Annotated in this window: 30 protein-coding genes; 21 read left to right on the top strand and 9 right to left on the bottom strand. The window is 42.1% G+C overall.

All coding sequences use genetic code 11. The features are described from left to right. Window positions 1-4 precede the first annotated feature (4 nt). The gene (garR, locus tag M2369_RS07405; RefSeq protein WP_110487201.1) at window positions 5-898 is read right to left on the bottom strand and encodes a 2-hydroxy-3-oxopropionate reductase; all 894 of its coding nucleotides are present in this window, start codon (window positions 896-898) and stop codon (window positions 5-7) included. A gap of 200 nt (window positions 899-1,098) precedes the next feature. Next, window positions 1,099-1,956, bottom strand: coding sequence for a MurR/RpiR family transcriptional regulator (locus tag M2369_RS07400; protein ID WP_024719230.1), 858 nt, complete (start codon window positions 1,954-1,956; stop codon window positions 1,099-1,101). Between the two features lie 161 nt (window positions 1,957-2,117). On the opposite strand from M2369_RS07400, the gene M2369_RS07395 reads away from it, so the two are divergent. Next, window positions 2,118-2,795, top strand: coding sequence for a DUF3298 and DUF4163 domain-containing protein (locus tag M2369_RS07395; RefSeq protein ID WP_024719231.1), 678 nt, complete (start codon window positions 2,118-2,120; stop codon window positions 2,793-2,795). Between the two features lie 79 nt (window positions 2,796-2,874). On the opposite strand, the gene M2369_RS07390 is transcribed toward M2369_RS07395, so the two are convergent. Further along, entirely contained in the window at window positions 2,875-3,054 is a 180-nt protein-coding gene (locus tag M2369_RS07390; protein ID WP_008345664.1) for a hypothetical protein, read from the bottom strand. Between the two features lie 288 nt (window positions 3,055-3,342). After that, window positions 3,343-4,575, bottom strand: coding sequence for a peptidase T (pepT, locus tag M2369_RS07385; RefSeq protein WP_024719540.1), 1,233 nt, complete (start codon window positions 4,573-4,575; stop codon window positions 3,343-3,345). Window positions 4,576-4,801: 226 nt separating this feature from the next. On the opposite strand from pepT, the gene M2369_RS07380 reads away from it, so the two are divergent. The 5 genes from M2369_RS07380 (at window position 4,802) to M2369_RS07360 (ending at window position 8,198) form a co-directional block, all read left to right on the top strand. Beyond that, window positions 4,802-5,125, top strand: coding sequence for a WXG100 family type VII secretion target (locus M2369_RS07380; RefSeq protein ID WP_017358661.1), 324 nt, complete (start codon window positions 4,802-4,804; stop codon window positions 5,123-5,125). A 4-nt stretch (window positions 5,126-5,129) separates the two neighbouring features. Next, window positions 5,130-6,326, top strand: a complete 1,197-nt coding sequence (locus M2369_RS07375) for a DUF6861 domain-containing protein (RefSeq protein ID WP_017358662.1) — start codon at window positions 5,130-5,132, stop codon at window positions 6,324-6,326. Window positions 6,327-6,338: 12 nt separating this feature from the next. Next, the gene (locus tag M2369_RS07370) at window positions 6,339-7,097 is read left to right on the top strand and encodes a hypothetical protein (RefSeq protein ID WP_251185136.1); all 759 of its coding nucleotides are present in this window, start codon (window positions 6,339-6,341) and stop codon (window positions 7,095-7,097) included. A gap of 21 nt (window positions 7,098-7,118) precedes the next feature. After that, a complete protein-coding gene (locus M2369_RS07365; RefSeq protein WP_008345653.1) occupies window positions 7,119-7,646 on the top strand; it encodes a YfjD family protein in 528 nt (175 codons plus the stop codon). Window positions 7,647-7,742: 96 nt separating this feature from the next. Then, window positions 7,743-8,198, top strand: a complete 456-nt coding sequence (locus M2369_RS07360; RefSeq protein ID WP_008345651.1) for a helix-turn-helix domain-containing protein — start codon at window positions 7,743-7,745, stop codon at window positions 8,196-8,198. Between the two features lie 51 nt (window positions 8,199-8,249). On the opposite strand, the gene M2369_RS07355 is transcribed toward M2369_RS07360, so the two are convergent. After that, a complete protein-coding gene (locus tag M2369_RS07355; RefSeq protein WP_017368336.1) occupies window positions 8,250-8,597 on the bottom strand; it encodes a helix-turn-helix domain-containing protein in 348 nt (115 codons plus the stop codon). Between the two features lie 206 nt (window positions 8,598-8,803). Here M2369_RS07355 and M2369_RS07350 point away from each other — a divergent pair, with 206 nt between their 5' ends. From M2369_RS07350 to M2369_RS07325, 6 genes are all read left to right on the top strand, one after another. Next, window positions 8,804-9,793 (top strand): asparaginase, encoded by a 990-nt coding sequence (locus M2369_RS07350; RefSeq protein ID WP_017358664.1) that lies wholly within the window; start codon window positions 8,804-8,806, stop codon window positions 9,791-9,793. A 28-nt stretch (window positions 9,794-9,821) separates the two neighbouring features. Then, window positions 9,822-11,243, top strand: coding sequence for an aspartate ammonia-lyase (gene aspA, locus M2369_RS07345; RefSeq protein WP_045033751.1), 1,422 nt, complete (start codon window positions 9,822-9,824; stop codon window positions 11,241-11,243). Window positions 11,244-11,386: 143 nt separating this feature from the next. Then, window positions 11,387-12,793 (top strand): Na+/H+ antiporter NhaC, encoded by a 1,407-nt coding sequence (nhaC, locus tag M2369_RS07340; protein WP_061420955.1) that lies wholly within the window; start codon window positions 11,387-11,389, stop codon window positions 12,791-12,793. A gap of 295 nt (window positions 12,794-13,088) precedes the next feature. Then, complete coding sequence (locus M2369_RS07335; RefSeq protein ID WP_008345637.1) at window positions 13,089-13,514, top strand: YwqH-like family protein; 426 nt, start codon at window positions 13,089-13,091, stop codon at window positions 13,512-13,514. 37 nt (window positions 13,515-13,551) lie between these two features. After that, a complete protein-coding gene (locus tag M2369_RS07330; RefSeq protein ID WP_008345634.1) occupies window positions 13,552-13,818 on the top strand; it encodes a YwqI/YxiC family protein in 267 nt (88 codons plus the stop codon). 284 nt (window positions 13,819-14,102) lie between these two features. Next, window positions 14,103-14,528: a YwqH-like family protein gene (locus M2369_RS07325; protein ID WP_024719536.1), complete on the top strand. Its 426-nt coding sequence runs from the start codon at window positions 14,103-14,105 to the stop codon at window positions 14,526-14,528. 47 nt (window positions 14,529-14,575) lie between these two features. Here the strand turns inward: M2369_RS07325 and M2369_RS07320 are convergent, their stop codons facing one another. After that, complete coding sequence (locus tag M2369_RS07320; protein ID WP_041507994.1) at window positions 14,576-14,773, bottom strand: hypothetical protein; 198 nt, start codon at window positions 14,771-14,773, stop codon at window positions 14,576-14,578. Window positions 14,774-14,910: 137 nt separating this feature from the next. Here M2369_RS07320 and M2369_RS07315 point away from each other — a divergent pair, with 137 nt between their 5' ends. The 8 genes from M2369_RS07315 to M2369_RS07280 all read left to right on the top strand — a co-directional run bounded on the left by M2369_RS07315 (window position 14,911) and on the right by M2369_RS07280 (window position 22,920). Further along, window positions 14,911-16,869: a BglG family transcription antiterminator gene (locus tag M2369_RS07315; RefSeq protein ID WP_041507993.1), complete on the top strand. Its 1,959-nt coding sequence runs from the start codon at window positions 14,911-14,913 to the stop codon at window positions 16,867-16,869. Between the two features lie 89 nt (window positions 16,870-16,958). Then, entirely contained in the window at window positions 16,959-18,269 is a 1,311-nt protein-coding gene (locus tag M2369_RS07310; RefSeq protein WP_041507992.1) for a PTS sugar transporter subunit IIC, read from the top strand. Between the two features lie 15 nt (window positions 18,270-18,284). Beyond that, window positions 18,285-19,349 carry a mannonate dehydratase gene (gene uxuA / locus M2369_RS07305; protein ID WP_041507991.1) on the top strand — a complete coding sequence of 355 codons (1,065 nt, stop codon included), beginning with the start codon at window positions 18,285-18,287 and terminating at the stop codon, window positions 19,347-19,349. After that, on the top strand, window positions 19,346-20,779 hold the full coding sequence (locus M2369_RS07300) for a glycoside hydrolase family 1 protein (RefSeq protein WP_041507990.1): 1,434 nt from the start codon (window positions 19,346-19,348) through the stop codon (window positions 20,777-20,779). The genes uxuA and M2369_RS07300 overlap by 4 nt, the downstream gene beginning before the upstream one ends. Before the next feature lie 12 nt (window positions 20,780-20,791). After that, a complete protein-coding gene (locus M2369_RS07295) occupies window positions 20,792-21,115 on the top strand; it encodes a PTS sugar transporter subunit IIB (RefSeq protein WP_008345616.1) in 324 nt (107 codons plus the stop codon). Between the two features lie 19 nt (window positions 21,116-21,134). Next, window positions 21,135-21,464: a PTS sugar transporter subunit IIA gene (locus M2369_RS07290; protein ID WP_008345614.1), complete on the top strand. Its 330-nt coding sequence runs from the start codon at window positions 21,135-21,137 to the stop codon at window positions 21,462-21,464. A gap of 65 nt (window positions 21,465-21,529) precedes the next feature. Beyond that, on the top strand, window positions 21,530-22,384 hold the full coding sequence (locus M2369_RS07285; protein WP_024719530.1) for a polysaccharide deacetylase family protein: 855 nt from the start codon (window positions 21,530-21,532) through the stop codon (window positions 22,382-22,384). Between the two features lie 170 nt (window positions 22,385-22,554). Then, window positions 22,555-22,920 carry a VOC family protein gene (locus tag M2369_RS07280; RefSeq protein ID WP_024719529.1) on the top strand — a complete coding sequence of 122 codons (366 nt, stop codon included), beginning with the start codon at window positions 22,555-22,557 and terminating at the stop codon, window positions 22,918-22,920. Window positions 22,921-22,994: 74 nt separating this feature from the next. On the opposite strand, the gene ribD is transcribed toward M2369_RS07280, so the two are convergent. From ribD to M2369_RS07265, 3 genes are read right to left on the bottom strand one after another with little or no spacing between them, the layout of a single operon-like run. Then, window positions 22,995-24,086, bottom strand: a complete 1,092-nt coding sequence (gene ribD, locus M2369_RS07275) for a bifunctional diaminohydroxyphosphoribosylaminopyrimidine deaminase/5-amino-6-(5-phosphoribosylamino)uracil reductase RibD (protein ID WP_045033766.1) — start codon at window positions 24,084-24,086, stop codon at window positions 22,995-22,997. Beyond that, window positions 24,073-24,834, bottom strand: a complete 762-nt coding sequence (locus tag M2369_RS07270) for a GTP cyclohydrolase II (RefSeq protein ID WP_008345606.1) — start codon at window positions 24,832-24,834, stop codon at window positions 24,073-24,075. The genes ribD and M2369_RS07270 overlap by 14 nt, the downstream gene beginning before the upstream one ends. Beyond that, complete coding sequence (locus M2369_RS07265) at window positions 24,812-25,705, bottom strand: VOC family protein (protein WP_039165081.1); 894 nt, start codon at window positions 25,703-25,705, stop codon at window positions 24,812-24,814. Before M2369_RS07265 ends, M2369_RS07270 begins: the two co-directional genes overlap by 23 nt. 179 nt (window positions 25,706-25,884) lie before the next feature. On the opposite strand from M2369_RS07265, the gene M2369_RS07260 reads away from it, so the two are divergent. Further along, window positions 25,885-26,217: a winged helix-turn-helix transcriptional regulator gene (locus tag M2369_RS07260; RefSeq protein WP_007497926.1), complete on the top strand. Its 333-nt coding sequence runs from the start codon at window positions 25,885-25,887 to the stop codon at window positions 26,215-26,217. Window positions 26,218-26,271: the final 54 nt, after the last annotated feature.

Raw genomic sequence — 26,271 nt, 5'->3', positions numbered from 1 at the left:
AACCTCATCCTTTCTTCACTTCAACATGAGCCATTTTTTCGTAATATTGAACGATCCCACCGTGATCAAGTCCAGACTTTCCGTCCGCTTTGAGGGCGTGGAAGATTTCCAGCAGTTGACTAGAAAGCGGGAGAGGAACGCCGATATCGTGGGCAGTTTCCATGACATTGGTTAAATCCTTTAAGTTGATGTCAATACGTCCGCCAGGCTCAAAGTTTCGTTCTAAAATGAGAGGAACCTTCGCATCGAGTACAGCACTTCCTGCCAGTCCACCTCGGATGGCTTCATACATTTTATCAATCGCAATGCCAGACTTAGCGGCAAGGACGAGTGCTTCGGACATGGCAGCGATATTTAAGTTGACGATGATTTGATTCGCAAGCTTAGCGGTTGTCCCGCTTCCATTTGATCCAACTAATACGACATCTGTGCCCATGGCATGGAGGACATCCTTTACTTGTTCAAAAATCTCTTTTTCTCCGCCCGCCATAATCGCAAGTGTCCCGTCTATCGCCTTTGGCTCTCCGCCACTGACAGGAGCATCGATAAATTCGACTTGATGCTGTTTTGCCAGTGCCGCTAATGCTCTAGAAGTAACAGGTGAAATAGAGCTCATATCTATAATAATCGTGCCAGGTTTTGCTGTAGCCAATATGCCTTGTTCACCTGCTACAACTGCTTCTACATGCTCACCTTTTGGAAGCATCGTGATTATGATATCGCTTTCAGATGCTGCCTCAGCAGCTGATGCAGCGGCATTTGCGCCCAATTCTTTTAATGCTAGAACAGCTGCTGTATGAATATCGAAAACAGTCACAGTATGACCGGCTTTTAATAGATTGAGTGCCATAGGTTTCCCCATAATGCCTAATCCAATGAATCCAATTTGCTTTGCCATTTTGTCCGCCTCCTATTTAGAAACCCCTTACAAAAAGCGCTTTCTTTTCTTTTTGTTAGTATATATACTATCGATTTAAATTAATAGTAGGAAATAAACTATTGTTCATTTAATGTACATGACGAAATAGGAATGTGTCAACGGAAAATATGAGAAAAGTCACAAAAAAAAGACCGGAAACAGCTCCGGTCTATGGTCGATTATGTTTTATTTTTAGCTACAGCTAATCGAGAACGTTTGACGTTGTCGATTGCATTTGATCCTAATTCTAAAACAGCTGTGACGTACAAAACATCAATAATCACAAGCTGATTAATACGAGAAATCATTGAGTCAGAACGATAGGTTGTTTCTCTCGATGAACTGAGCAGATGAAAGTCGGATTTCTTGGCGAGCTCTGATTTCGGATAGCTCGTAATCGAGGCGACCGTTGCACCTTTTTCCTTTGCAAATTGCACGGCATCAAGGATTTCTCTACTTTCTCCTGAATGTGAGATCGCGACGATAAAATCATGTTCCGTTGCATGTGTTGCAATCATATTCATCATATGAGGATCACTGCATAGACTCACTTCAAAGCCAAGCTGGAGAAACTTATGATAGGCATCTCCGGCAATAAAACTGGAGGCACCTGCTCCAAAGAAGACGGTTTTATGTGCCTGTTTCATTTGCTCAATAAATTGTGTCACAGCTTGGTCTTCTAAAATATGTTTCATATCCTGAATAGAGTTGGTTGTTAACTCTATGACCTTATGTTTAATATCTGCGACACTATCAGATGCTTCGATCTCACCGTATATGGATTGAGGTGTATTGGTCGCAATATCCTGCGCGACATGGACACGAAACACTTGATAGGACTCATAGCCGATTTTTCGCAGAAAACGAAAGATCGTCGTTTCACTTGTGTTGCATTCAGCAGCGAGTGCACTAATCGAATGAAGCACAACTTTCTGAGGGTTTTGTAAAATGTAATTGGCAATCTTTTTCTGGGTAGGGGACAAACTATGAAATGTTGTCCGGATATGACTAAAAATATTCTCTTCTATGATAAACACCACACTTCATCTAACATTCTATCTTAAGCATACAGGAACTTATGAAAACGGTAAACAAACCTCACATGAAAAATAAAGAATAATATGGAAGAAAACACTTCTTTTGGTTCTTTTGTCATGGTATACTCAATTGGTAATAGACAAAAATGGGGGTTTTTACTATGACAATGAAAAAAGGCCTAACGATCAGCCTGCTCATTTTTTCGCTGATTGTTTCGTTGTTTGCGCCAGTTGGATCTGCGGATGCCAAACAAGTGAAAAAAGCAAAAGTAAGTACACACTATTATAAAAAGAAAAAAACGTTTAAATATGCACAGGTGAAAAACCTTAGTAAAGCGCATATGAAAACCATCAATCGTGATTTAAAAGATGATATTGCATTCTCTTATTCTACGTACTTGTTCTTAAAGGACGAAGCGAAAAAAGAAGGCATTGGGAAGATCACATACGAGAGATCGTTTAAAACGAAATTTAACAATGGGAAGAAACTAAGTATCCTAAACTATGATTACATGAATGACGGTAGTATGCACGGGGATACGATGGTTACGAGCATGAACTATGTGTTAACAAAGAAAAAAACAAAGCAACTGTACTTTACAGATGTGGTAAAAACAAAGAAAAAGCGTACAAAAGTAAGAGATTATATCTATAACTACACAAAGAAGCATAAAAGTAAATTCTATGCGAATCTGAAAAAAAGCGATATTCAAATCGGCTACGACACGCAGTACTACTTCACGAAAAAGGGAATCGCTGTTGTCTTCCAGCCATATGAAATTTCACCGTACTATGTAGGAATTCCTATGATTCAAGTACCTGCGAAGGTGTATAAATAAACAAGAGAAACGGCCATGAATTTGGTCGTTTTTTTATACATAAAAAGAGCCCCTGGTGATGAGGCTCTTCTTTTTACATTTATACTTGTTTGGGTGCATCGTTTAGTGGGTGACGGCGTTTGCCGTTGTAGTGGCGGCGCATACGAAAGATTTCAAACTCCGAAAGCTCTGCGCTTTTTCGTTTTTGGGTGCGGTTATCTTTTTTGAAAGAGAATAGTAAGTAGCAGCAAAGTGAAGCGATAATCAATAAAATCATCATATGACATTCCTCCAATTCATCCTATTCTTTAAGTGTAGACAGGGTGAGTGATGTTTATAACTGAAAATAGTTAGCAAATAGCGTTTAGTTCTAAAGGTTTATTCTTGCTGCTTTTTTAGGTCTAAAATACTGGTTGTTTTTAACTATTATATTTCCAGTTATTGCACTCGTCAAGAAGAATTTTTCTGGGGTTGTCTCTATTAGTACGATTAAGTGTCATAAAAGTTTCAGAAAATTGTAAACTTTTATTAAAAAACCGTTCCCGAACAGGAACGGTTGTAAACATGTTTATGCTTTTTCTTCAAATAAACGTGCAATTTCCACGATCACTTCTGACGCTTTCAGCATGTTCTCTACAGAGATGAATTCATATTTACCGTGGAAGTTTTCCCCGCCAGTAAAGATGTTTGGCGTTGGAAGTCCTTTATATGAAAGCTGTGAGCCATCTGTACCGCCGCGGATTGGTTCAATGACAGGTGTCACTGAGCGGTTTTCCATGGCTTCATGAGCGATGTCTACGATATGTTTGACTGGCTCAATTTTTTCTCTCATATTGTAATATTGATCCTGAATGCTAAGGGTGATGCTGTTTTCGCCGTAGACCGCTTTTAAGTCGTGTGCGATTTTTTCAAACAGTGCTTTGCGCTTGTTGAATTTCTCTTTATCAAAATCACGAATAATATATTGCAGCTCTGCTTCTTCTACTTCTCCTACAAACCTCGTGAGGTGGAAAAAGCCTTCGTATCCTTCTGTGTATTCTGGAGATTCATCTGAAGGAAGTTTGTTGTGAAAGAGCATGCCGATCTTTGCAGCACTGACCATTTTGTCTTTTGCTGTCCCTGGATGGACGTTGTTTCCTTTAATTGATACTTTTGCACCTGCGGCGTTGAAGCTTTCATATTGAAGCTCTCCTAGCGGGCCGCCGTCAATCGTATAAGCATAAGAAGCGCCAAAGGCATCAACATCGAATTTGTGAGGTCCTCTGCCGATCTCTTCATCTGGTGTGAAGGCGACACGAATTTTTCCATGCTTGATTTCTGGATGCTCAATCAGGTAATGCATGGCGGTCATAATTTCTGCGATACCTGCTTTGTTATCTGCACCAAGCAGGGTCGTGCCATCAGTCGTGATGAGCGTATGTCCTTGGTATTTTTGTAAATTTGGAAACTGTGCTGGAGATAATACGATATGTAGATCTTCGTTTAACGTGATGTCCCCGCCTTGATAGTTCTCATGAATCTGCGGTTTCACGTTCTTGCCAGTGAAGTCAGTGGCTGTGTCGATATGAGCTAGGAAGCCAATGGTTGGCACTTCTTTGTCTGTGTTAGATGGGATCGTGCCCATGACATAACCGTTTTCATCCATTGTCACTTCTTGAATGCCGATGGATTTCATCTCTTCAACTAGCTGCCTTGCTAAGTTCAGCTGTCCTTCAGTGGATGGGCAGCTCTCTATGTCTGCATCAGACTGTGTATCCACTTTTACATAACTTGTGAATCGCTGGATCATTTCCTCTTTCATCAATACGTCACTCCTTTTGTAGAATATGTTCATTTTATCATGTCTTGAATGCGCTTCATAACAAGAAAGGCTTTCTCTGACAATTAGAGAGGAAAAAGACCTACTTTTATTTTGCGATGTGCTGAATGGTTCTTTAGGGTGATTTTTTTGGGTGTCTTTTTATTTATAATGAGGACATATAAAATCATCCATTTGTACGTTAATTTGGGAGAAAGGGGTGCGAAAGTTGGATTCTAGTCAAACACTTGCACTCGCTCAAAAGTTCCAGGAAGCTGCTGATGGCATTCGGCAGTCGAAGCAGCTGCTTGAGAATCGGCTGAAGGCAGTTGGATCAGGCTGGCAAGGGGAAGCAAGAGATAAATTTGATCAAAGCTTTGAGGAAACAGTGGCACGCTATGATCAATTTGAAAAGGACTTGCTTGAAACAAGTCAGGAACTGCGGGATGCTGCTGTCAAAATCGAGGAACGTAAAGCTGAAATCGCCAGAATGGAAGAGCTTGAGCGAAAAAGGCGAGAAGAACGGAGAGAAAGAAACCGAGAAGGGAGATGATGTGATGGCGCGTGACATTGTAGTAGATCCAGATCAGCTGACAGGGCTGGCGAATGATTTTGTAGGAGAGCTTTCGGCCATCGAAACAAAGCACCACGATTTACATAGTGAACTGGATGGCCTCATCCTAGGCTGTGATCCCCGTTATCGAAGCTGTTTTTCTGGAGTAGGAGATGCATGGGGTTCTGGACAAGCCTTAATGAGCAAATTGAGCAGTGACGACATTGCCATTCGTCATGCAACGGATAAAATGGTCGAAGCTGATGATATTTTAAGGAAAATGTACAGTCTGTATGATCAATATGGTACACTCACGAGCCTAGCTGGTATTGTGATGATGCAGGCAAAATACTATGGACTTGGCATGACGACCTTTATTAAAGAAAATGGCCGCTATGCTGCGCAGCATTCAAAGCTCCTTCTTGATGTGACCGGACGGGTAGAAGGAACGAGATTTGACCGGTTGGCAAGGATTTGGCTGAGTAAAAAAGAATTATTAAAACGATCCAATTGGTCGATGGCTGACCTTGTCCATAAGAAATTTACGAAATTTTATCCTAGCGATACAGTTGCGTTCACGAACAGTGTACGTGATTTCACAAAAGGAAGTATCAATTGGAAGGACACAGCTGGCATCAAGTCTGTTCTGAAAAATGGTGCAAGGTTTGCGAAAGGAAATGCCATCATTGCAACGGTCGTCACGGGTGCAACAGAAACGGTTGGCTGCGGTCTGAAAATTGCGGAGAACTATGCGGAATTTGGGGATCAGCCAGAAGTTCTCAAGCGTGAAAATGCAAAGGCTGTTGGAAATGCAGTGAATAATACGGTCTTTATTGCAGGCGGATCTGTTGCAGGTGCCGTTGTGGGCGGCGCTCTTGGAAGTTTTGCAGGACCGATTGGAACAGTCGTTGGCGGTGCGATAGGATCAGCAGTAGGTGGCTTTATTGGTGAAAAAGTCGCCAAGCTTACTTCTGGTTTTGCAGAACAGGTCGCAGTGAAATTAAAAGACCCAATTCATGCGGTTGTCGATAAAGGAAAAAAAGCATTTGAACTGGCAGGTCAAGGTGTTAAAGCAGTCAATGACACCATTGATCAAGCAAATCAGGTGATACATAAAGGAATAGAAAAAACAAAAGAAACCGCAGATTCGCTGTTGAAAGGTGCAGGTGATTTCTTGAAGGGCGCATTTTCTTTTGGATAAGGAGAGATCAAGTTGGATCAGCTAAGTCTAAGTATCGAGGAACTCATCTTTAGTTTTTACAGTGAAGGCTATTTTGAGCAAGGGATGTCTTTAAAGGAAGCCTATTATCCAGATGTAGAGGATGAACGTCTTGGATTTTTATTTGAAATTGCATGTCGCTCTTTGCTGGCAAAAGACGTGCTGGAATTTCGAAATAGACAATACCGTTATAAAGAAAAATACCGGCATTTCATTCAAGCCATGAACGATGCATCACATACCGTGAAAGCTTCAAGGTTTGGTGCATTAGATGAAGAGGTCAGTACGTCCTTTCATACGACTCAGGCAGGTGTGTATGCGCATCATACGCTTTATGATCAACAAGTGCATCAGATTCACAAACTAAAAGACGATCAGCAGACTGTGGAGCAAGTGACAACCTTTTTGAACATACACATGAGTGAACACCTTACACCAGTCATCAATTTGCAGGGGGAAGAATTTGAACTGCTGTTAGAACAAGCCAGTCAAGGGAATGATGATTGTCCTTCTTTTCTAAATAAAGCAGAGAACCAAGAGCTTGTGCGGGCATTTGTTTCTGATGTAAGGGTCAGAAAAGGAAAAATGGATTCTTTGATGAAGGTCACTTATGATAAAAATAATACGCCGGATGTAGAGTCTATGATATTTGTTATTCCGGGGCAGAAGCATTCTTGGCTAGTGTCGGGCATGAAGGAAAATGAATTTCGGATAGAGACGGCTCATAGGGACGGATTACGTTCTATATTCTAATGGAGAAAAGGAGAATGGCGCTTGAATCCAAGTGAAGTAATAGAAGTGAGGAGCAGACCCTTTCTAAGAGTATGGGCATTCTTAGCAACGGGCGGATTTGGCATCATCGGTATTTGGTTATTTTCAGAAGCTCTTACATTTGAATCGAATTATACGTTGTTTTTATTTTTAGGCGGATTATTAGGCATTGTCTATGGGTGGATCTCTTTTTTGATGATTCTTCCGGCTTTTACGAAGAGGGGAAATGTGATTTTTCGCATTCAGCGAGGAGAGAATGGCGCTGTTTTATACCGGCAACAAACAATCCCTTTTCAAGACATTCAATCTATTGATATGCGCAGGCATCGTTACAGTATCAGGGGATTTCTGTTCATGGATGTGCTTATTCGGAAAATGGATGGGAAATTGATCAAGATTCCGGCGTACAGTATTTTAGATGAAGAAGTATTTGAGCAAACGGTGAAACAAGACATTTATCCATATTTACATGAGACCGCCCAAGAGAATTGGAAACAGCAGCATGGTCATGGTGAAAAGCAGAATCAATAGATGTTTTCGCCATCATTCCATGAGGTGAGACGCCACTTTTTTTAAGAAATCGTGTAAGATGTCAGTAAAGACTGAACAATCAAGAGGTGATGAGAGATGGACAAAGAAATGGTAATTGACCTCGTCACAGAACAAATGGCACGAATTCGAAAAGAAAAAGACTATACACAGGACCGCATGGCTGAGGTGCTTGGGCTATCCAAACGGCATTTGCAGCAGGTAGAAAAGAATCGTCTTCGCCTCAACTGGACGCAATCTGCGGCCGTATGTGCATTATTCAGGGATAGTGACATTTTAAAAGGGACACTTGGGGATGATCCGCTTGAGATTTTGGAAGTCGTCGCCCACGATGAATTGCATTTATCTGTTGAACGTACGATTGGCGGAAAGGTTTGGTGGCGGACGTCTGTGAGAAAAGGTACGTTTCGTCTTCAGCAGAATGTGCTAAGTCAGCATTACCGCATCTTAGATGATGAGAATTATCGCTATTATAGTTCCTTTAATAAAGAAGAAGCTAAGCGGCGGTTAGAGGAATTAAGTGAGCTGTCGTAAGCAGAAAAAGAGAGGTCCCTCTATGACAGGGACCTCTCTTTTTTGTGTTGTTTATACTTTCAGAGTGTTTTTCGCCCGAATAAAGGCAACAAGCTGTTTGATTTCTTCATCTGTTAGTGGAACGCCGTCTACATGGATGGTTCCTTCTTTTGCTTCCGTCAGCTCAATTTTGATATCAGAGATTTTGCGTTGTATCTCTGGCTCGTCCGTTCTACCAAGTAAAAAATCAATGGACGTATCATACAAATCAGCCAGCAGTTTCACTGCTTCAAGCGAAGGTCGTCGGTACCCAGATTCGTAACCGGCATAGGTGCTTTTGGCGATACCTAGGCGATCTGCCGTATGCTGGAGAGACCATTTTTTCTTTTTTCTAAGGGTGGTTAAACGATCGAGTATCATACATGAACGCTCCTTTATATACAACAACAGTATATCATATTTTGACAAAGAGTGTACGCGTTATGCGTAATAATTTCTTGATTAATTCGCGTTATGTGACTATAATGGCAATGAAGGTACGCGTAAAGCGTATATTATAGAATAGCACAAGCTGGCTTATAATATGTGTGACAAACGAAGTAATTTTACTGAAAGAGGTGGACCTGTTGAAGAAATTATTGCTTTTAACCACTGGTGGGACGATTGCATCTGTAGAAAGTGAAAATGGTTTAGCTCCAGGTGTTAAAGCTGAGGACCTTTTAAGCTATTTAAACGAAATTAATGCAGACTACACAATGGACACAAAGTCCCTAATGAGTATAGATAGTACCAATATGCAGCCTGAATACTGGGTTGATATCGCAACAGCCATTTATGAAAATTATGATCAATATGACGGATTTGTCGTCACGCATGGTACGGACACAATGGCCTATACATCAGCAGCACTATCGTATATGCTGCAAAATCCTGATAAGCCAATTGTCATTACAGGATCACAAATCCCAATTACGTTTAAGAAAACAGATGCGAAGAAAAACATTACAGATGCGATTCGTTTTGCATGTGACGGTGTTGGCGGCGTGTATGTCGTGTTTGATGGCAGAGTCATTCAAGGAACTCGCGCAATCAAACTAAGAACGAAAAGCTACGATGCATTTGAAAGTATTAACTACCCATATATTGCATCGATTGAAAATCATCAAATTGAATACAATAGCAAAGTAAAAAGATCATCAATGAAACCGCTTAAATTAGATGCATCCTTGAACACAGACGTTTGTTTACTAAAACTGCATCCAGGACTGAAGCCTGAGTTTTTAGATTCAATCAAAGGGTTGTACAAAGGAGTCGTCATTGAAAGCTACGGCAGCGGCGGAATTCCTTTCGAAGGAAGAAACCTTTTAGAAAAAATCAACGAATTGCTGGAAGAAGGCATTTCTGTTGTGATCACCACTCAGTGTCTCGAAGAAGGAGAAGACATGAGTGTGTATGAAGTAGGACGTAAAATCAATCAAGAACTGGTTGCTCGTTCAAGAAACATGAACACAGAAGCCATTGTACCAAAGCTGATGTGGGCATTAGGTAAAACAACAGATCCACGAGAAGTGAAAAAGATTATGGAAACGCCAATCGCAGAAGATTTAGTGATTTAACTATTCTATAGAAAGCAGGTCATACGAGATGGTTCAAGCAACTTATCGTTACGAGAAGGATTTTCTAGGTGAAAAAGAAATTCCCGCAGACGTGTATTATGGTGTTCAAACGCTTCGTGCAAAAGAGAATTTCCCGATTACAGGATATCGCATGCATGAAGAGCTCATTCGAGCATTTGCCATTGTCAAAAAAGCAGCAGCTCAAGCCAACATGGAAGTCGGACGTTTATATGAAGGAATTGGAAATGCGATCGTTCAAGCTTCAGATGAAGTCATTGAAGGCAAATTCCATGAATATTTCATCGTAGACCCGATTCAAGGCGGCGCAGGAACGTCTATGAATATGAATGCCAATGAGGTCATTGGAAACAGAGCCCTCGAGATCATGGGACATCAAAAGGGCGAATACATTCATTTAAGTCCAAACACACATGTGAACATGTCACAATCGACAAATGATTCGTTCCCAACGGCGATCCATATTGCAGTGCTCAAGCAGTTAGACATTTTACTTGAGACGATGCAGGCCATGCATGACGTATTTCAAAAGAAAGCAAAAGAATTCGATCATGTCATCAAAATGGGGCGTACTCATTTACAAGACGCTGTTCCGATCCGTTTAGGACAAGAGTTTGAAGCATACAGCCGTGTGCTGAGCCGTGATATTAAACGAATCAACCAATCAAAACAGCATTTATATGAAGTGAATATGGGTGCGACCGCTGTTGGGACAGGCCTCAATGCAGATCCTCGCTACATCGAAATCGTCGTGAAGAAGCTTGCTGATATTTCTGGACTGCCATTAGTAGGCGCAGAGCACCTCGTAGATGCGACGCAAAATACAGATGCATACACAGAAGTATCTGCTGCCTTAAAAGTATGCATGATGAACATGTCTAAAATTGCGAATGACCTTCGCTTAATGGCATCTGGCCCACGTGCAGGTCTTGCTGAGATTGCATTGCCAGCTCGTCAGCCGGGATCATCCATTATGCCTGGGAAAGTCAATCCAGTCATGGCAGAACTCATTAACCAAATCGCATTCCAGGTCATTGGGAACGACCACACCATCTGTCTTGCTTCTGAAGCAGGCCAGCTTGAGTTAAATGTGATGGAGCCTGTTCTGGTCTTTAACTTGCTTCAATCTATTAGTATAATGAATAACGGATTCCGCTCATTCACAGATCACTGTTTAGCGGACATCGAAGCAAATGAAAAACGTTTGAAAGAATATGTCGAAAAAAGTGCAGGTGTCATTACTGCGGTAAACCCTCACTTAGGCTATGAAGCCGCGGCTAGAATCGCAAGGGAAGCCATTTTAACAGGACAATCGATCAGAGATCTTTGCCTGCAAAATGATGTGTTAACAGAAGAAGAACTTGATATTATCTTGAATCCATTCGAGATGACAAAGCCTGGCATTGCCGGTGCAGAGCTCCTAGAGCGATAATAATATCAAAAATTTTATTTTATTAATATGTGGAATTGCCTGTGAAAGAGAGAAAAACAGGCAATTCACTTTCTTTCGAATTGACACACTTTTTTCACAATATTTTGAAAACGCTTAACGCACGCACAAAGGGAGGAAACAAAATGAAAACACCACGTCTACCGTCTATTTTAGAAGTCGTGTCTGTACTTGGCTTATTTTTAGCAATTGTTTTATCATTCACTCTTTACTTCAAACTAGATATTCAGCTCGCATTGTTCATCTCATGGTTTATGGTTATTGCTTTAGGGATTCGTTTAGGGCATTCATACAAAGATCTTCAAAATGCGATTACAAAAGGGATATCGAATGGTTTAGAGGCTGTTTTAATCTTAATTGCAGTAGGTGCACTTGTTGGTACATGGATTGCCGGCGGTGTTGTACCCACGTTAATTTATTACGGACTGGAATTTATTCATCCTAATATCTTCTTATTAGCTACACTTGTCATCTGTGCGATTATGTCCGTTGCAACAGGAACCTCTTGGGGTACAGTTGGAACAGCAGGTATTGCGATGATCGCAATTGGTGAAGGATTGGGTATCCCATTACCGATCGTAGCTGGGGCTGTTTTATCTGGTGCTTATTTTGGTGATAAATTATCTCCTTTATCTGATAGTACTGTGCTCGCTTCCTCTCTTTCAAAAGTGGACGTGCTGGCGCATGTAAGAGCCATGATGGTTTTATCCATACCGGCCTTTGTTATTACGGCTATTATGTTTACAATTACTGGATTTATGTATGGTGGAAGAAATATTGATCAAGATAAAGTAGAGTTTTTAAAACAAGCATTGCAGGATACATTCACGATTAATATTTGGATGATCATTCCGGCAGTCATTGTTGTCCTATTACTTGTATTGAAAAAACCGTCAATGCCTGTTATCGCAATTGGTGCACTGCTTGGGGCAGTCTGGGCGATGGCATTCCAAGGAATGAACCCAGCTGATGCGCTTGGTACAGCTTATAACGGCTTCTCTATTAATTCAGATGTAGATTTCTTAAATACGCTGTTAAATCGTGGCGGTATTGTGAATATGCTTGGATCGCTAGTGGTCATTATTCTTGGACTTGGTTTTGGTGGAGTTCTTGAATACTTAGGCGTGTTAAAAGTGATCGTCTCAACATTCGAGAAAAAATTGCACAATGCAGGAAATGTGACACTGTCTACACTTGTAGTAGCATTCTTTGCGAATATCTTTGGTTGTGCAATGTATGTCTCATTAATTCTTACACCAAAAATCATGGAAAAAAGCTATGACAAATTAAAATTAGACAGACGTGTGTTATCTAGAAACTCTGAGGTTGGTGGAACACTTACGTCTGGTATGGTTCCGTGGTCAGATAACGGAATTTACATGGCAGGGATTCTAGGCGTCTCGACATTCTCTTATTTACCATTTATGTGGTTGAGCTTTGTTGCCATTGGTCTTGCCATTATCTACGGATATACAGGGAAATTCATTTGGTACGTGAAAAATCAACAAGACTCAGAAGAATCGGCATCATAAGCCGCTGCAAAAGCCGCCCCTCCCCCGGGCGGCTTTTGTTTGTCCTAGGACCGTAAGACTATGTGTGTTTCCAGAAGGGTGGTTGTGTATTTTGACCCCCTATAAAAGAGGGCTTAAGGTGTGGTATGAAGCAGATTGAAAGCATATTTATACCATAAAAAGGGCACAAATCCCTATTCAAACATGAGTCTTTGAACCTTATAATAACAATATTGGAAAAAGTGCGATTCACCATTACGCTCGTTTAGAGGGACTCTAAGCAGCGTTTTTATTTTTGACAGGAGGAGGAACCCATATGAGCCTATCGGATATGCTGTCTGCCCTTAACGGTGGCATTTCAAATAAAAAGGCAGAGATCGAAGAGAAAATTGCTCGACTCAAAAAGGCAAAAAGTAAGGTTGAACGTGAACAAGATGCGGCAGAAACAGATCTAAAACAAATCAAGCAGCCAAAGCTTGGGGCCTCTTGGAAAGGTGAGCGGAGCCAAGATTTCAAATCAGAGCGAAATGAAGCGCATGATGCGCTGCAAACGATCGTAAGCGATAAATACCCACGCTACGTGAGCCGAATCGAATTCAAAATCAGTACACTAGAAGCAGAGCAGGCTGCCTTATCCTTTGCCAGCTCTTTAGCTGGAGATGCCGCACGTTTGGCTGAAAAAGGAGAAGACGCAGTAGAAGACGCAAAACGCTTGATCTCAAAAGCATGGAGCAGCTTGTAAGCGAGCTTCATGCTGAACAAACCTGGAGGATATCATAATGGGACAAATTAAGTTAAACTACCAAACAGTGATGGATAAACTAGATGAAGTCTCCCAAGCAGTTGAAGCTTTAACAATGAAAAAAGCAGCAGATAAAGCTGGTGAAAACAGCCTTGAATTTGTAACCAAATGGACGGCACGTGAAGCAGAGGTGGGCGAAATGGTCTCAAGCTTTAAAGAAGCCTTGATCAAAAACGTTCAGGATACACGCTCAAATGTGAAGACGCTAAAAGAACAGGATGAGGCGATTGCGGCAAAATCATAAGCCCTAATCGTTTTATTGATAGCGTAGCTGAGTACGATGTAAAATATAGTCGTAAAGACTCATATATAATTCGGGATTTATGACCTTAGATTATTCCGTTTTTCTTCCAAACACCATGTTAAAAGGACACCTTTTCCCTATTTAAGCCTAAGGCTTTTCACCTTATACTATACTTAATGAAAGCGAACGATAGAAATGTCAGGACTGGAAAAAGCAGATGATCTGCTCGGTTTCAAAAACGCTGACGCCGTGCTTTCTTATGAGGTCTAATAGAGGTGGATGACATGAGTTTATCCGAGATGCTGCACCATCTGCATATGGGGATTGAAAACAAACGTGCAGAATTTGACGAAATGATCTCTCGGTTAAAGACAGCCAAAAGTAATATTCGAACAGAACAAGATCTTGCGCAGTCTGACATAAAGGAAATCAAGAAGCCTGCTCTAGATTCGTCATGGAAAGGTGAGAGAGGAACGGACTTTCACCGTCATCGGAAAGAAGCCTATCACGTGCTGCACGACATTGTGAACAATGAGTATGAAACCTATATGACGGAGATAGACCAAAAAATTATGCACTTTGAGTTAAAAAAAATGGAACTCGCTGTCGCCAGTAATTTTGCAGGAAGAGCCCAAGATGTGATGGAAAAGGGCGAGGATTTTGCAAAGGATGTCAAACATTTAATTGAACGGGGCTGGAAAGCTCTTTAATAAAATAAACGAAACAGTCGGCTGAACAAGCGGCTGTTTTTTTGGGTTTAGTCACATCCGCCGCTACCACCTGAATCACCACCGCAGGAGGCATCAGAAGCGTGATTTGTATACGAATCAGTATAGTTACTGGTTGTTGAACTGTGATGTGCAGAATGCTTAGAAGATGAACGCTTATCTTTTGGTGTAAACATGTGGGCGGTAATGGCGCCTAAAGAAGCTAGTATGATGATGATAACAAACATGATGTATCCCTCCTCTTGTTTCATATTCATACGTTTGAGCCATAACAAAGTTCCCGGTCGGAAAGAAAAACTGGGCAAAGAGTTCTATTTTCGTTTATGATGATAGGCAAAAGTAATTGACCAAGGGAGGGGAGTCTATGTTATCTCTACGTCAGGAGGAGCTGTTGAGGCGGTTAATGCAGGCAGAGCAGGAGCTGACAAGTGAAGAAATTGCACGCCTGATAGGCGTCACATCACGAACAGTTCGAACAGATATGAAAGCGCTTAAATCAATATTAGAAGCACATGGGGCAACACTTCATATGAAACGTGGAGCAGGGTATACATTGACTGTCGAAGATTATGGAGCATTTCGTACTTTTTTGAAAAACTCAATGAGAGAAAGAAATGAAAAAAAGAATCAAGTCATTCCAAATCAGCCGGAGGATCGTATCTCTTATTTATTGAGAAGGCTTTTATTGTCCGAAGACTATATGAAATTAGATGAATTGGCCGAGGAATTATTTGTGAGTGAATCTACTGTGAAAAATGACCTGAAAGCAGTCAAGCATATTTTCTCTTTACATGGACTCTCTGTTGCACACCGTCCTAAATATGGACTGAGGCTGACTGGAGATGAGATGAAATTAAGGTATTGTCTAGCTGAGCATGTGTTTCAGCAGGAGCATCCGAACCCTGCCCTTTTACCTGAAGAAACGTATCAATTGATTCAAGATATGGTGCGTTCACGTACAAAGGCAAGCGGCCTTCATGTGTCAGAGATCGGTTTAAGCAACTTAGTGACACATATCGCCATTGCGTGCAAACGAATTGAAGAGAAAAAATTGGTGATGATGCCGGAAGGAGAACTCAAAGACATTCAAACACAGCCCGCTTTTCAAGTGGCGAGGCAAATGGCAGAAGATATGCGTCACGTACTCGGTATAGATTTTCCATTATCTGAAATGGCCTATATTGCGATTCATTTAATGGGGGCCAAAATGATGGCGTATGGAGAAACGGGCCACACGCTATTTCACATGCTTGATGAAGAGCATTTCCGTTTAACTCACCAATTACTTGGTTATGTTGAAGAGCACATGTCACTTGATATTCAGACAGACAAGGAATTGATTGTGGGACTAAGTCTTCACCTGAGATCAGCGATTCATCGGTTCCGATATGATATGAACATCCGTAACCCCTATTTATCAGACATAAAAAGGCATTATCCGATTGCTTTTGAAGCAGGTGTCTATATGGGAAGATGGTTGAAGGAAAAAGAGAATGTAGAGATTCATGAAGATGAAATCGGATATTTGGCGCTGCATATTGGTGCTGCCATAGAGCGGACAAAAACTCAGACTGTGAGAAAAAAATGCTTGATTGTGTGCGCAACGGGTGTCGCGAGCAGTCAGCTTCTTCTCCATAAGCTGAAGGCCGCCTTTAGCGAAAGGCTAGAGATTGCTGGAACTGCAAGTGTCAGTGACCTTTTGTCGTATGACCTGAGAAGTATCGATTTGATCATTAGTACCATCCCGCTTCAGAACACACTACCTGTGCCAGTGCTTGATGTACATACGATCCTCAGTGAAGACGATATGTTGAGGCTGAAACGATTTGTACAGGGGTCACAAGAAATGGGGGTCTTGCGATATATCAGTCCGAAGATGACTTTTTTTCAGCAAGATCTACAAACAAGGGATGAGGTTCTTCAATTTTTCGTGAATGTATTGCAGGAACAAAACCGAATCCCCGATGATTTTGAACAGCTATTGCTGGAAAGAGAGGAAGTGTCACCTACGTCGTTCGGTCATTTGGTCGCAATTCCTCACCCAATCAAACCGGCAACAGATGATACGTTTTGTGCGATCTGTACATTGAGAAAACCAGTGCTGTGGGGCGAAGAGCGGGTACAGGTCGTCTGTTTGTTAAGTATACAGAAGACGTATCAGAAAGAATTGCAGTCACTTTATCAATTTCTTGTGCGTTTGACAGAGCAGAAGGAAGTGGTGGAGCAAATCATCAAAGCTGCTTCATTTGAAGAACTGACGGCGGCGCTGCACGTGTTGGAACAGCCAGATGAAAAAAAAGGACACCCATTTCCGCATCTGTGAGGAAAAAGATTAGATGTTAATGAAAGCGCTTTTAAAATAACATCAAAAAGGAGGATGATCACGAGTTTTTGTAAAGGGGGAGACGGATCATGAGCTTTAAAGAGAGAGCGGCCGACGTCATGGGACATGTCGCTTATCGTATTACAAATCAGAAGTATATTATGGCGATTAAGCAAGCATTTGTCACATTAATGCCAATCATCATTACGGGGGCATTTGCTGTACTGGTCGCAAATATGATCATGAGCCCGGAAACGGGGCTTGCCCATTTTGAGATATTCAGGTTTTTAGCAGAGCTTCAGCCAATTATGAAGGCAATCAATTATGCCACGCTGAACTTTTTAACGATCGGGGCTGTGTTCCTCATCGGGATTGAGCTTGGGAAAATCAATGGACATAAATCATTATTCCCAGGGTTAATGGCATTGATTTCATTTATATCCGTTATTCCGACGACACTTCTTCTTGAAGTCGATGGATCGATGCGTGAGGTTGTCGATGTGCTAGCGAGGCAATTCTCCGATCCAAAAAGCTTATTTTTGGGTATGATCATTGCCATCGTCTCTGTAGAGATCTTTTGTAAGCTTACCGAGGTGAAGTGGCTGCAAATTAAGATGCCAGATTCTGTTCCATCAAATGTGGCGACGTCTTTTTCTTCACTTTTCCCATCAATTATTACAATTACAATCATTAGTTCATTCGGGTTTGCGTTTCACCGTGTGACAGGCATTTATTTGCATGAAGCGGTGTATAACGTCGTGCAGCGTCCGCTTGAAAGTGTTGTGCAGGGACTGCCTGGTATTTTAACGTTAATGTTTGTGGCTCAATTTTTCTGGGTGATCGGTATTCATGGCAACCAAATGATTAAACCGATTCGCGAGCCGCTGTTATTAGGATCAATTGCAGTGAATATGACAGCATTTCAAGAGGGAAAAGAGATTCCAAATATTATCACGATGCCATTTTGGGATGTGTATATGAGCATTGGTGGTTCGGGTGTGACGATTGGTCTGTTGATTGCCATTTTTATAGCAGGAAGAAGGGAAGAAATGCGTAGCATTGCCAAGCTTTCATCAGGACCTGGACTGTTTAACATCAATGAACCAGTTATTTTCGGATTACCTGTCATGTTGAACCCTGTGATGGCGATTCCGTTTATCGTTACACCACTCGTAACAGGTACGATTGGTTATATCGCAACTGCTACAGGTTTTGCCGGGAAAGCGGTGGTGATGGTGCCGTGGACGACACCTCCGATTGTGAATGCTTGGCTGTCTACCGCTGGCAGTATGGGGGCTGTCATCACACAGCTCATCTGTATTGTTGTCGCTGTTTTCATCTATTTACCTTTTGTCCTCTTATCCAACCGGAAGCCAGAAGCAGTACCTGATTCAGAATAGAAGGAGGGCTCATGAATGAACATGCAATTTAGATGGTATGGCAAAGAAGATCCTGTCTCCCTTTCATATATTCGGCAAATTCCCGGCATGAAAGGGATTGTCAGTGCAGTCTATGATGTGCCGGCTGGTGATCTGTGGCCGGAGGAAAGTATTGCTCATTTAAAAGCGGAAATCGAACGTCACGATCTTGCTTTTGAAGTCATAGAAAGTCTCCCGGTCCATGAAGATATTAAGCTGGGAAAGCCTAGCCGGGATGCTTATATCGATCATTATCAAGAAAATATCCGGAGATTAGCAAGACATGGTGTGAAGGTCATTTGTTATAACTTCATGCCAGTCCTTGATTGGACACGAACACAGCTCGATTTCCCACTAGCTGATCAATCGACGACCCTTGTTTATTTTCAGCATCAGCTTGAACAGATGGATATAGAAAAAAATCAACTTTCCTTACCAGGGTGGGATACGTCTTATACGCAGGAAGAAATGAGAAAGTTGATGGCTGCATACAGGGCATTGGGGGCGGAAGGGTTGTTTGAGAACCTAGACTATTTCTTGGGAAATATCCTTCCAGTTGCAGCGGAAGAGAACATGAACATGGCACTGCATCCAGATGACCCTCCTTGGAACATATTTGGTCTGCCCCGCATTGTCAGTTGTGAAGAACAAATAGATCGTATCCTTCAGCTCGATGAACGCTCACAGCATGGACTGACCTTTTGTTCCGGTTCCCTAGGCTGTAATGCGAAAAATGATGTTCCTTCACTTGCGAGAAAGTATGCCAAAAAAGGGCGTATACACTTTGCTCATTTACGCAATGTCAATTTGTATGAAAACGGTGATTTTGAAGAGTCGGCACACCTGTCGTCAGCAGGTAGCCTCGATATGGGAGCGATTGTGAACGCATTGTTTAAGGAAGGATTTGCTGGCTATGTTCGGCCAGATCATGGACGAATGATCTTTGGTGAGACGGGCAGACCTGGCTATGGATTATACGACCGAGCACTTGGAGCTATGTATTTACAAGGGATGTGGGAAGGACTTCAAATTCATACGAAGAAAGGTCAGGTGGCAACATGAACAAAATCGACATACCCAATGACTTTATTCTAGGTGCTGCGGCTTCTGCTTGGCAGACGGAGGGTTGGAAAGGGAAGAAACCGCATCAGGATTCGTTTATAGACCTTTGGTATAAGGAGGGGTATCACGTATGGCACGAAGGATACGGACCAGCAGGAGCAACGAATTTTTACGAGCGCTATCCTGAAGATGTCGCCCTTATGAAGGAAATTGGGTTATCTCATTACCGGACATCGATCAATTGGTCGAGGTTTCTCATAGATTACGAGAATGGAATTGTAGATGAGACCTATGCTCGTTATATTGATGATTTCATCAATGAATTACTTGAAGCAGGTGTAGAGCCGATGTTTTGCTTAGAGCATTATGAGCTTCCTGCTGTTTTGCTTGAAAAGTACGGCGGCTGGTCATCTAAACATGTTGTCGAGCTGTTTGTTCTGTATGCAGAAAAGGTGTTTGAACGCTATGGAGACCGGGTCAAACATTGGTTTACCTTTAATGAACCAATTGTTGTTCAGACTCGTGTGTATCTAGATGCTATTCGTTATCCTTTCGAGCAAAATACGAAGAAATGGATGCAGTGGAACTATCATAAAGCCTTGGCGACATCAAAAGTGGTGAAGCTTTTTCAGGAAATGGGCTTGAAGGAATCAGCCGGTGCAAAAATCGGGGTCATTCTCAATCCAGAAGTGACGTATGCGAGATCGACTGCTCCGCATGATCAAGAAGCGGCCCGCATGTATGATTTGTTTTTTAATCGCGTGTTCTTAGATCCCTCCATTAAAGGCGAGTATCCAGAAGAACTGCTTGATGTATTGAAAAAGCATGACATTTTTTTCGATGCAACGGAAGAAGAGCTTCAGATCATTAAAGATCATACAGTCGATGTGGTCGGTCTTAATTTATACTATCCGCATCGCGTTAAGGCACCTAGCAAGGCTTGGAACGAAAACACACCGTTTCATCCATCTTATTATTACGATCTATTTGAGCTCCCAGGGAGAAAAATGAATCCATTCAGAGGCTGGGAAATCTATCCGAATATCGTCTATGATATGGGCATGAGAATAAAAGAAGAATACGGCAATATCGAGTGGTTTGTGGCTGAAAACGGTATGGGGGTCGAGCAGGAAGAGCGGTTTAAAAACGAAGACGGCATCATTGATGATCAGTACCGAATTTCATTTATCAGCCAGCATTTGAAAAAAGCCCTCCAAGCGAAAAAAGAAGGTTCAAACTGCAAGGGATATATGCTCTGGGCTTTTACGGATAATGTCTCACCGATGAATGCATTCAAGAATCGCTACGGATTAGTAGAGGTCCAGCTGGAGAATGAACGGAATCGTCAGATGAAAGCGTCAGGGTACTGGTTCAAAACATTAATCCAAACGAGGAAATTAAGGGATGAACCAGATGTCATTTATCAATAGGAGTGATGGGATATGAAGCGAATCATTCTCGCTTGTGCAGCAGGAATGTCGACGTCGATTGTGGTATCTAAAATGAAGGCAGCCGCAGAAGGAAAAGGGCTGGATTATGAAATTTATGCGATACCTGAAGGGGCCATTGCGGACGAATTAGAAGAGCATGGGGACGATGTAAAAGTCATTTTGCTAGGACCGCAAGTTAGCTTTATGAGAAAGGCAGCAGAAAAAACAGCGGCACCTTATCATATACCTGTCGATGTGGTAAATGTAAGATTATATGGAACAGCGAATGGAGAAAAAATTCTAGAACATGCACTGAAACTAGCAAATGAATCTTGAGCAATCGGAGGAGAAGCAGATGACGGTATTAGAGGAAATGCAGGGAGCGGCCTTTCAAATCATTGCCCATGCAGGTGAGGCACGAAGCCATTATGTAGAAGCCATTCGTCTAGCAAGAGCGGATGACTTTGAAGCAGCACAGCAGTTGATTGAAAAAGGGGAGGAAGCGTTTCGAAGCATCCATGACCTGCACTTGTCGCTGATACAAAAAGAGGCGGCAGGGGAACAGCTTCCCTTTTCTTTACTGCTCATACATGCAGAAGACCAAATGCTCACAACAGAGACCATCCATCTGCTTGCCATTGAAATGATCGAAATGTGTAAAAAAATGAATACCCTGTCAAAATAGATATCAGTTATTAACCAATTTCTGTTATAATCATTCGGTAGATAAAGAGAAAGCAGGATTGGTGAATGAAAAAAACATGTATGTGGCTTGCAGTTGGTTTAGTCATGCTGCTCATTTCGGGCTGTATGGGTACGAAACAGCAAACAGAAGGAAACCAGCAAGCCATCAAAGAGGTAAAGGGTCAAGTACAAACGAAAGAAACAACAGAAACGCAGCAAATTGAAGCGGCAGAGATAGACAAACAAAACTGGATTCAGCAAAAGGAACCCGTTGCGCTTCCAATCTTGATGTATCACAGTATTTCCAGCGGTAATTCGTTACGTGTGCCAAAAAGCGAATTTGCGGCTCATATGAAATGGCTGAAAGACAACGGCTATGTCACGCTGTCGCCGAAAGAGGCATATCAAGTTCTCGCGACCAATTCGACACCAAGTGAAAAGTATGTTCTTATCACATTTGACGATGGATACACGGATAACTACACAAAGGCATTTCCGATTTTAAAGGAATATGGAATGAAAGCCACTATTTTTATGATCGAGCAGTCCATTGGCCGCCCGCATCATTTAACCGATGCTCAAATGGATGATATGATGGCGCATGGTATTTCAATAGAGAGTCACACCATTCATCATTTAGAACTCAATCGTTTAACACAGAAGCAGCAGGAAGAAGAATTAAAAGGATCGAAGGTATTCTTTGACCAGCGTTTTTCTCAACAAACGATCATGGTCAGCTATCCGGTCGGTCGCTATAACGAAGACACACTGAAGCTGGCGAAGGAAGCAGGATATGAAATGGCTGTGACCACTGAACCAGGACATGCGAAAAAGGAACAAGGCATGATGTCCTTACACCGCCTTCGCATTTCACCAGGACTTTCACCCGAAAGCTTCGGCAGGCTGATAGAGGGAAATTGATCAATATTAGATCACAGATGTTTCACATGAAACATTTTACGACACGTTTCGTGGAGATGATTTGTGGATCGACAACATCATCGGGCTTGAGTACACATCTAGATATATTCTTCAGACGTGATCGTCACACATAATGTTTTTTAAATGATGTGAAAAGGGAGAGAGCAAAGATGTCAAATTTTCTTGGAATTGATCATGTCCAGTTAGCTGCCCCAAAGGGGAGTGAAGAGAAGGCACGTTTGTTTTTTGGGGAGATTCTAGGAATGAAGGAAATACCTAAGCCTGTTCACCTAGCAAAACGTGGTGGTGTTTGGTTTCAGTGTGGCAATCAACAGCTTCACATTGGCATTGAAGATCAGTTTCAAGCAGCGAAAAAAGCTCATCCAGCTTTTCAAGTAAAAAAATTATCAAATTTAAAAGAGACATTAATGAAACACCATATTCTTATAAAGGAAGATCAGCCGTTAGATGGAGCCATCAGGTTTTATGTAGATGATCCATTTGGAAATCGAATTGAATTTTTAGAGAGACTGTAGAAAATAAATCTTGTGAGAAACAATAAGGATGTCGAGAAAATCTCGACATCCTTATTTTATGAAAGTAGGTTAGGTTATTGATAAACAGGATAACCCGTTATCTTTATATCTTTTCCGAGTGGTTCAAGAGAGAGTTGATCGAGTTCAATTGCATCACTCATGAGGCGTATGCCTTCGCCTCCGAAAAAAGAAGGAGAGAGTCGTCCGCCAATGAGCTTGGGCGCCATGTAGATGACGAGTTTATCGACAAGCTGCTGTTCTAAAAATGAGGCATTGATTTGTCCGCCGCCTTCAATCATCAGGGAGGAGATATTTCTTTCTCCAAGCACTTGAAGTACTTCTTGTAAGGGCACTCGGATATCGCTATCCGTCATGATGACGCTGACGCCAGCTGCTTCTAAAGCGGCTCGTTTTTCTTCATCGGCTTGTTTTGTTGTAAAGATCCATGTTGGCGCCATTTGATCTGTGACCACCTTTGCTGTCAGCGGGATAGACAGCTTAGAGTCTAAGACAATTCGAATTGGATGATGACCGTTTGGAATCCGTGCTGTTAATGAAGGATCGTCGTGAATGACGGTTTGCGCACCGACCAAGATCGCATCGTTGATACTGCGAATGTGATGTGCATCATAACGGGACGTTTCTGATGTAATCCACTTGCTGTCAGACGTAGCAGATGCAATTTTTCCGTCTAACGTAATGCCTGCTTTGAGTGTCACGAAAGGTGTTTTTTTCGTAATAAAGTGGTTGAACACTTCATTCATGAGAATGGATTCCTGCTCCATGACGCCTGTGATGACTTGAATGCCTGCATCTTGTAAAATGGCAATCCCGCGCCCGGCAACAAGCGGGTTCGGATCCAGTGCAGCAACGACAACTGTTTCTACGCCAGCTTTCACAAGTGCTTCAGCGCATGGGCCTGTGCGGCCATGGTGGGAACAAGGCTCTAGTGTCACATAGATCGTGGCACCTTTTGCCTTATCTCCAGCCATTTTGAGCGCATGGATTTCTGCATGTGGTTCGCCGGCCTTCATATGCGCCCCGACCCCAACAATTTCATTTTCTCGCACAATCACAGCCCCGACGAGCGGATTGGGAGATGTCTGACCTTTCATTGCTTCGGCATTTTCAAGGGCTAGTTTCATATATCGCTCATGATGTGGCAATCGTACGCACCTCTTGATCCGCCTTCATATGGCCTGAGCGGTTAATTTTTGTCTGCAAGTATTTTTCATTGAACTCAGAGACATCACCCCAAAGTGGAATCCGTCCAGAAAGAGAAAGGCCTGCATGACTGATAGCATCGGTCTTTTTCGGATTATTGGTAATAAGTCTGACTGGTTTTGTACGCAATGTTTGAAGAACAGCAATCGCTTCTTCATATTGACGTGTATCATCTTCAAAGCCTAGTGCTTCGTTTGCCTCTACTGTATCGTAGCCGTTTTCTTGCAAGATGTAGGCCATGGCTTTACTGAAAAGACCGATCCCGCGTCCTTCATGGTTGGCTAAATAAAACAGTGCGCCTGCTCCATTGTCCTCAATCATCCGCATAGACTGTTTCAATTGGAACCCGCAATCGCAGCGTTTGCTTCCGAAAATATCGCCGGTGTGGCAGATGGAATGCATGCGGATCAGCGCTTCATCAGCATGTTCGAAATCTCCGTAAACAAGGACACTTGATTGCTGATGATCTGCAAGCTCACGGGAGGAAAGGCTTTCGATTAAAGCTTCATCTGATAATGGTTCTTTCCCGTCATCTTTTAACCATGAATACCAGTTAAACATGACCGTTCTACCGTCTAAATTCACTGGCAGTTTAATAGGTCCAGTGATATATATAAATCCGTCTTCTTGCTGTACTCGTTTGATTTTATCTTTTAAAATGGCTGTTTTAACCTCTGTGTGTTTGTCCATATTCTGCACCTTCTTTTTTGTCTGTTTCTTCAATCTGTAAACGAACGAGAACGCCAAATGGATCAATAAATTCGTTACTTTTTCCTGTCGTGTTCATGTGAACGCCTGCTTTTGTCAGACGTTCGACGACGGATGTTCTATCGTCTTCTTTTGGGAAAACCAGTGTATAGCTTCTAATTCCTGAAAAACGTGGATCAATGGCTCCTTTTCTCCCGCGTCCCCATGCATTAAAGGCAAGGTGGTGATGATAGACGCCACCAGCAACGAATAAGCTGGCTGGGGGAGCCATTCGGATATGAAAACCGAGCGTGTTCACATAAAAGGAATCGGCTTCTTCTGGGTTGAGATGGAAATGCAAGTGTCCCATGACTGTACCAGCCGGGAGTCCTTCCCAGGTGGAATCAGCGGCTTCTTGCAGGAGACCATCTCCATCAAGCGGAGCATTTCCGCCACCTTTCACTTCTCCATGCTCACCTACCCATATGTCCTGAGGACGATCAGCATAAATCTCAACGCCGATGCCATCTGGATCACTTAAATAAATGGCTTCACTGAAAAAGTGATCGCTTGCTCCAATTAAAGGATAGCCTTTTTTGAGCACATGCGCCAGCCATGTGCCCAGGTTTTTTCTGGTAGGTAATAAAACCGCAAAATGATAAAGTCCTGGCTCATGATCCGGCTTCTCTTTCAGCTGCACATCTTCTTTCAGCACAAGGATTGGTTCCTTTGCGTTGCTGCCAAGCGTGACAGTAGAATCCGTCTGTTCTAATAAAGTAAAACCTAAAATGTCTGTATAAAAAGGCAAAGAACGCTCAAAGCTGGACACATGTAATTCTGTTACACCTAATCTTACCTGCTCTATTGTATTCAAAGCTCGGTCATCTCCTTCATGTTATATGCATCTGCATGTTCAATGGTTTATTGAAAATTGATAAAAATGATTACCTTGTTACTTTTAGTAACTAAACTATATAATAGTTAGTGACTTATTTCAAGTAATTAATTATGTTATAATGAAAAAAAGTAGAGAAAAGCAGGAGGGAGTAAAGTATGGCTCAAGTAGATGGCTGCCCAATTACAGATGCCATGGAGATTTTAGGGAAGAAGTGGGTGATTCTGATCATCAATCAGCTTTTGACAGGGCCAAAACGTTTTTGTCAGCTAGAAAATGAAATGAACATCAGCGGACGGTTATTATCAGAAAGGCTGAAAGATTTAGAAGCTGAAGGCCTTGTTGAGAAAAAAGTTTATCCCGACATTCCCGTGCGGATTGAATATGAACTAACAGAACAAGGAAAGAAAATTGAACCAGTCATACGGGAAATGTATGCTTGGTCTTTAGAGCGCAAAAATAGTGAAAAGGGTGAACATGTCCCTTCTTAATCGATTTCGATCAGTGTCCCTGATCGATTTTTTTTGTGATTTTCCAGAAATCTA

It is taken from the genome of Bacillus sp. JUb11, from assembly GCF_024807925.1.
Lineage (GTDB): Bacteria > Bacillota > Bacilli > Bacillales > Bacillaceae > Bacillus > Bacillus altitudinis.
Note: the sequence above shows the minus strand (reverse complement) of the source record. Positions and strands in the feature narration are given on the sequence as shown.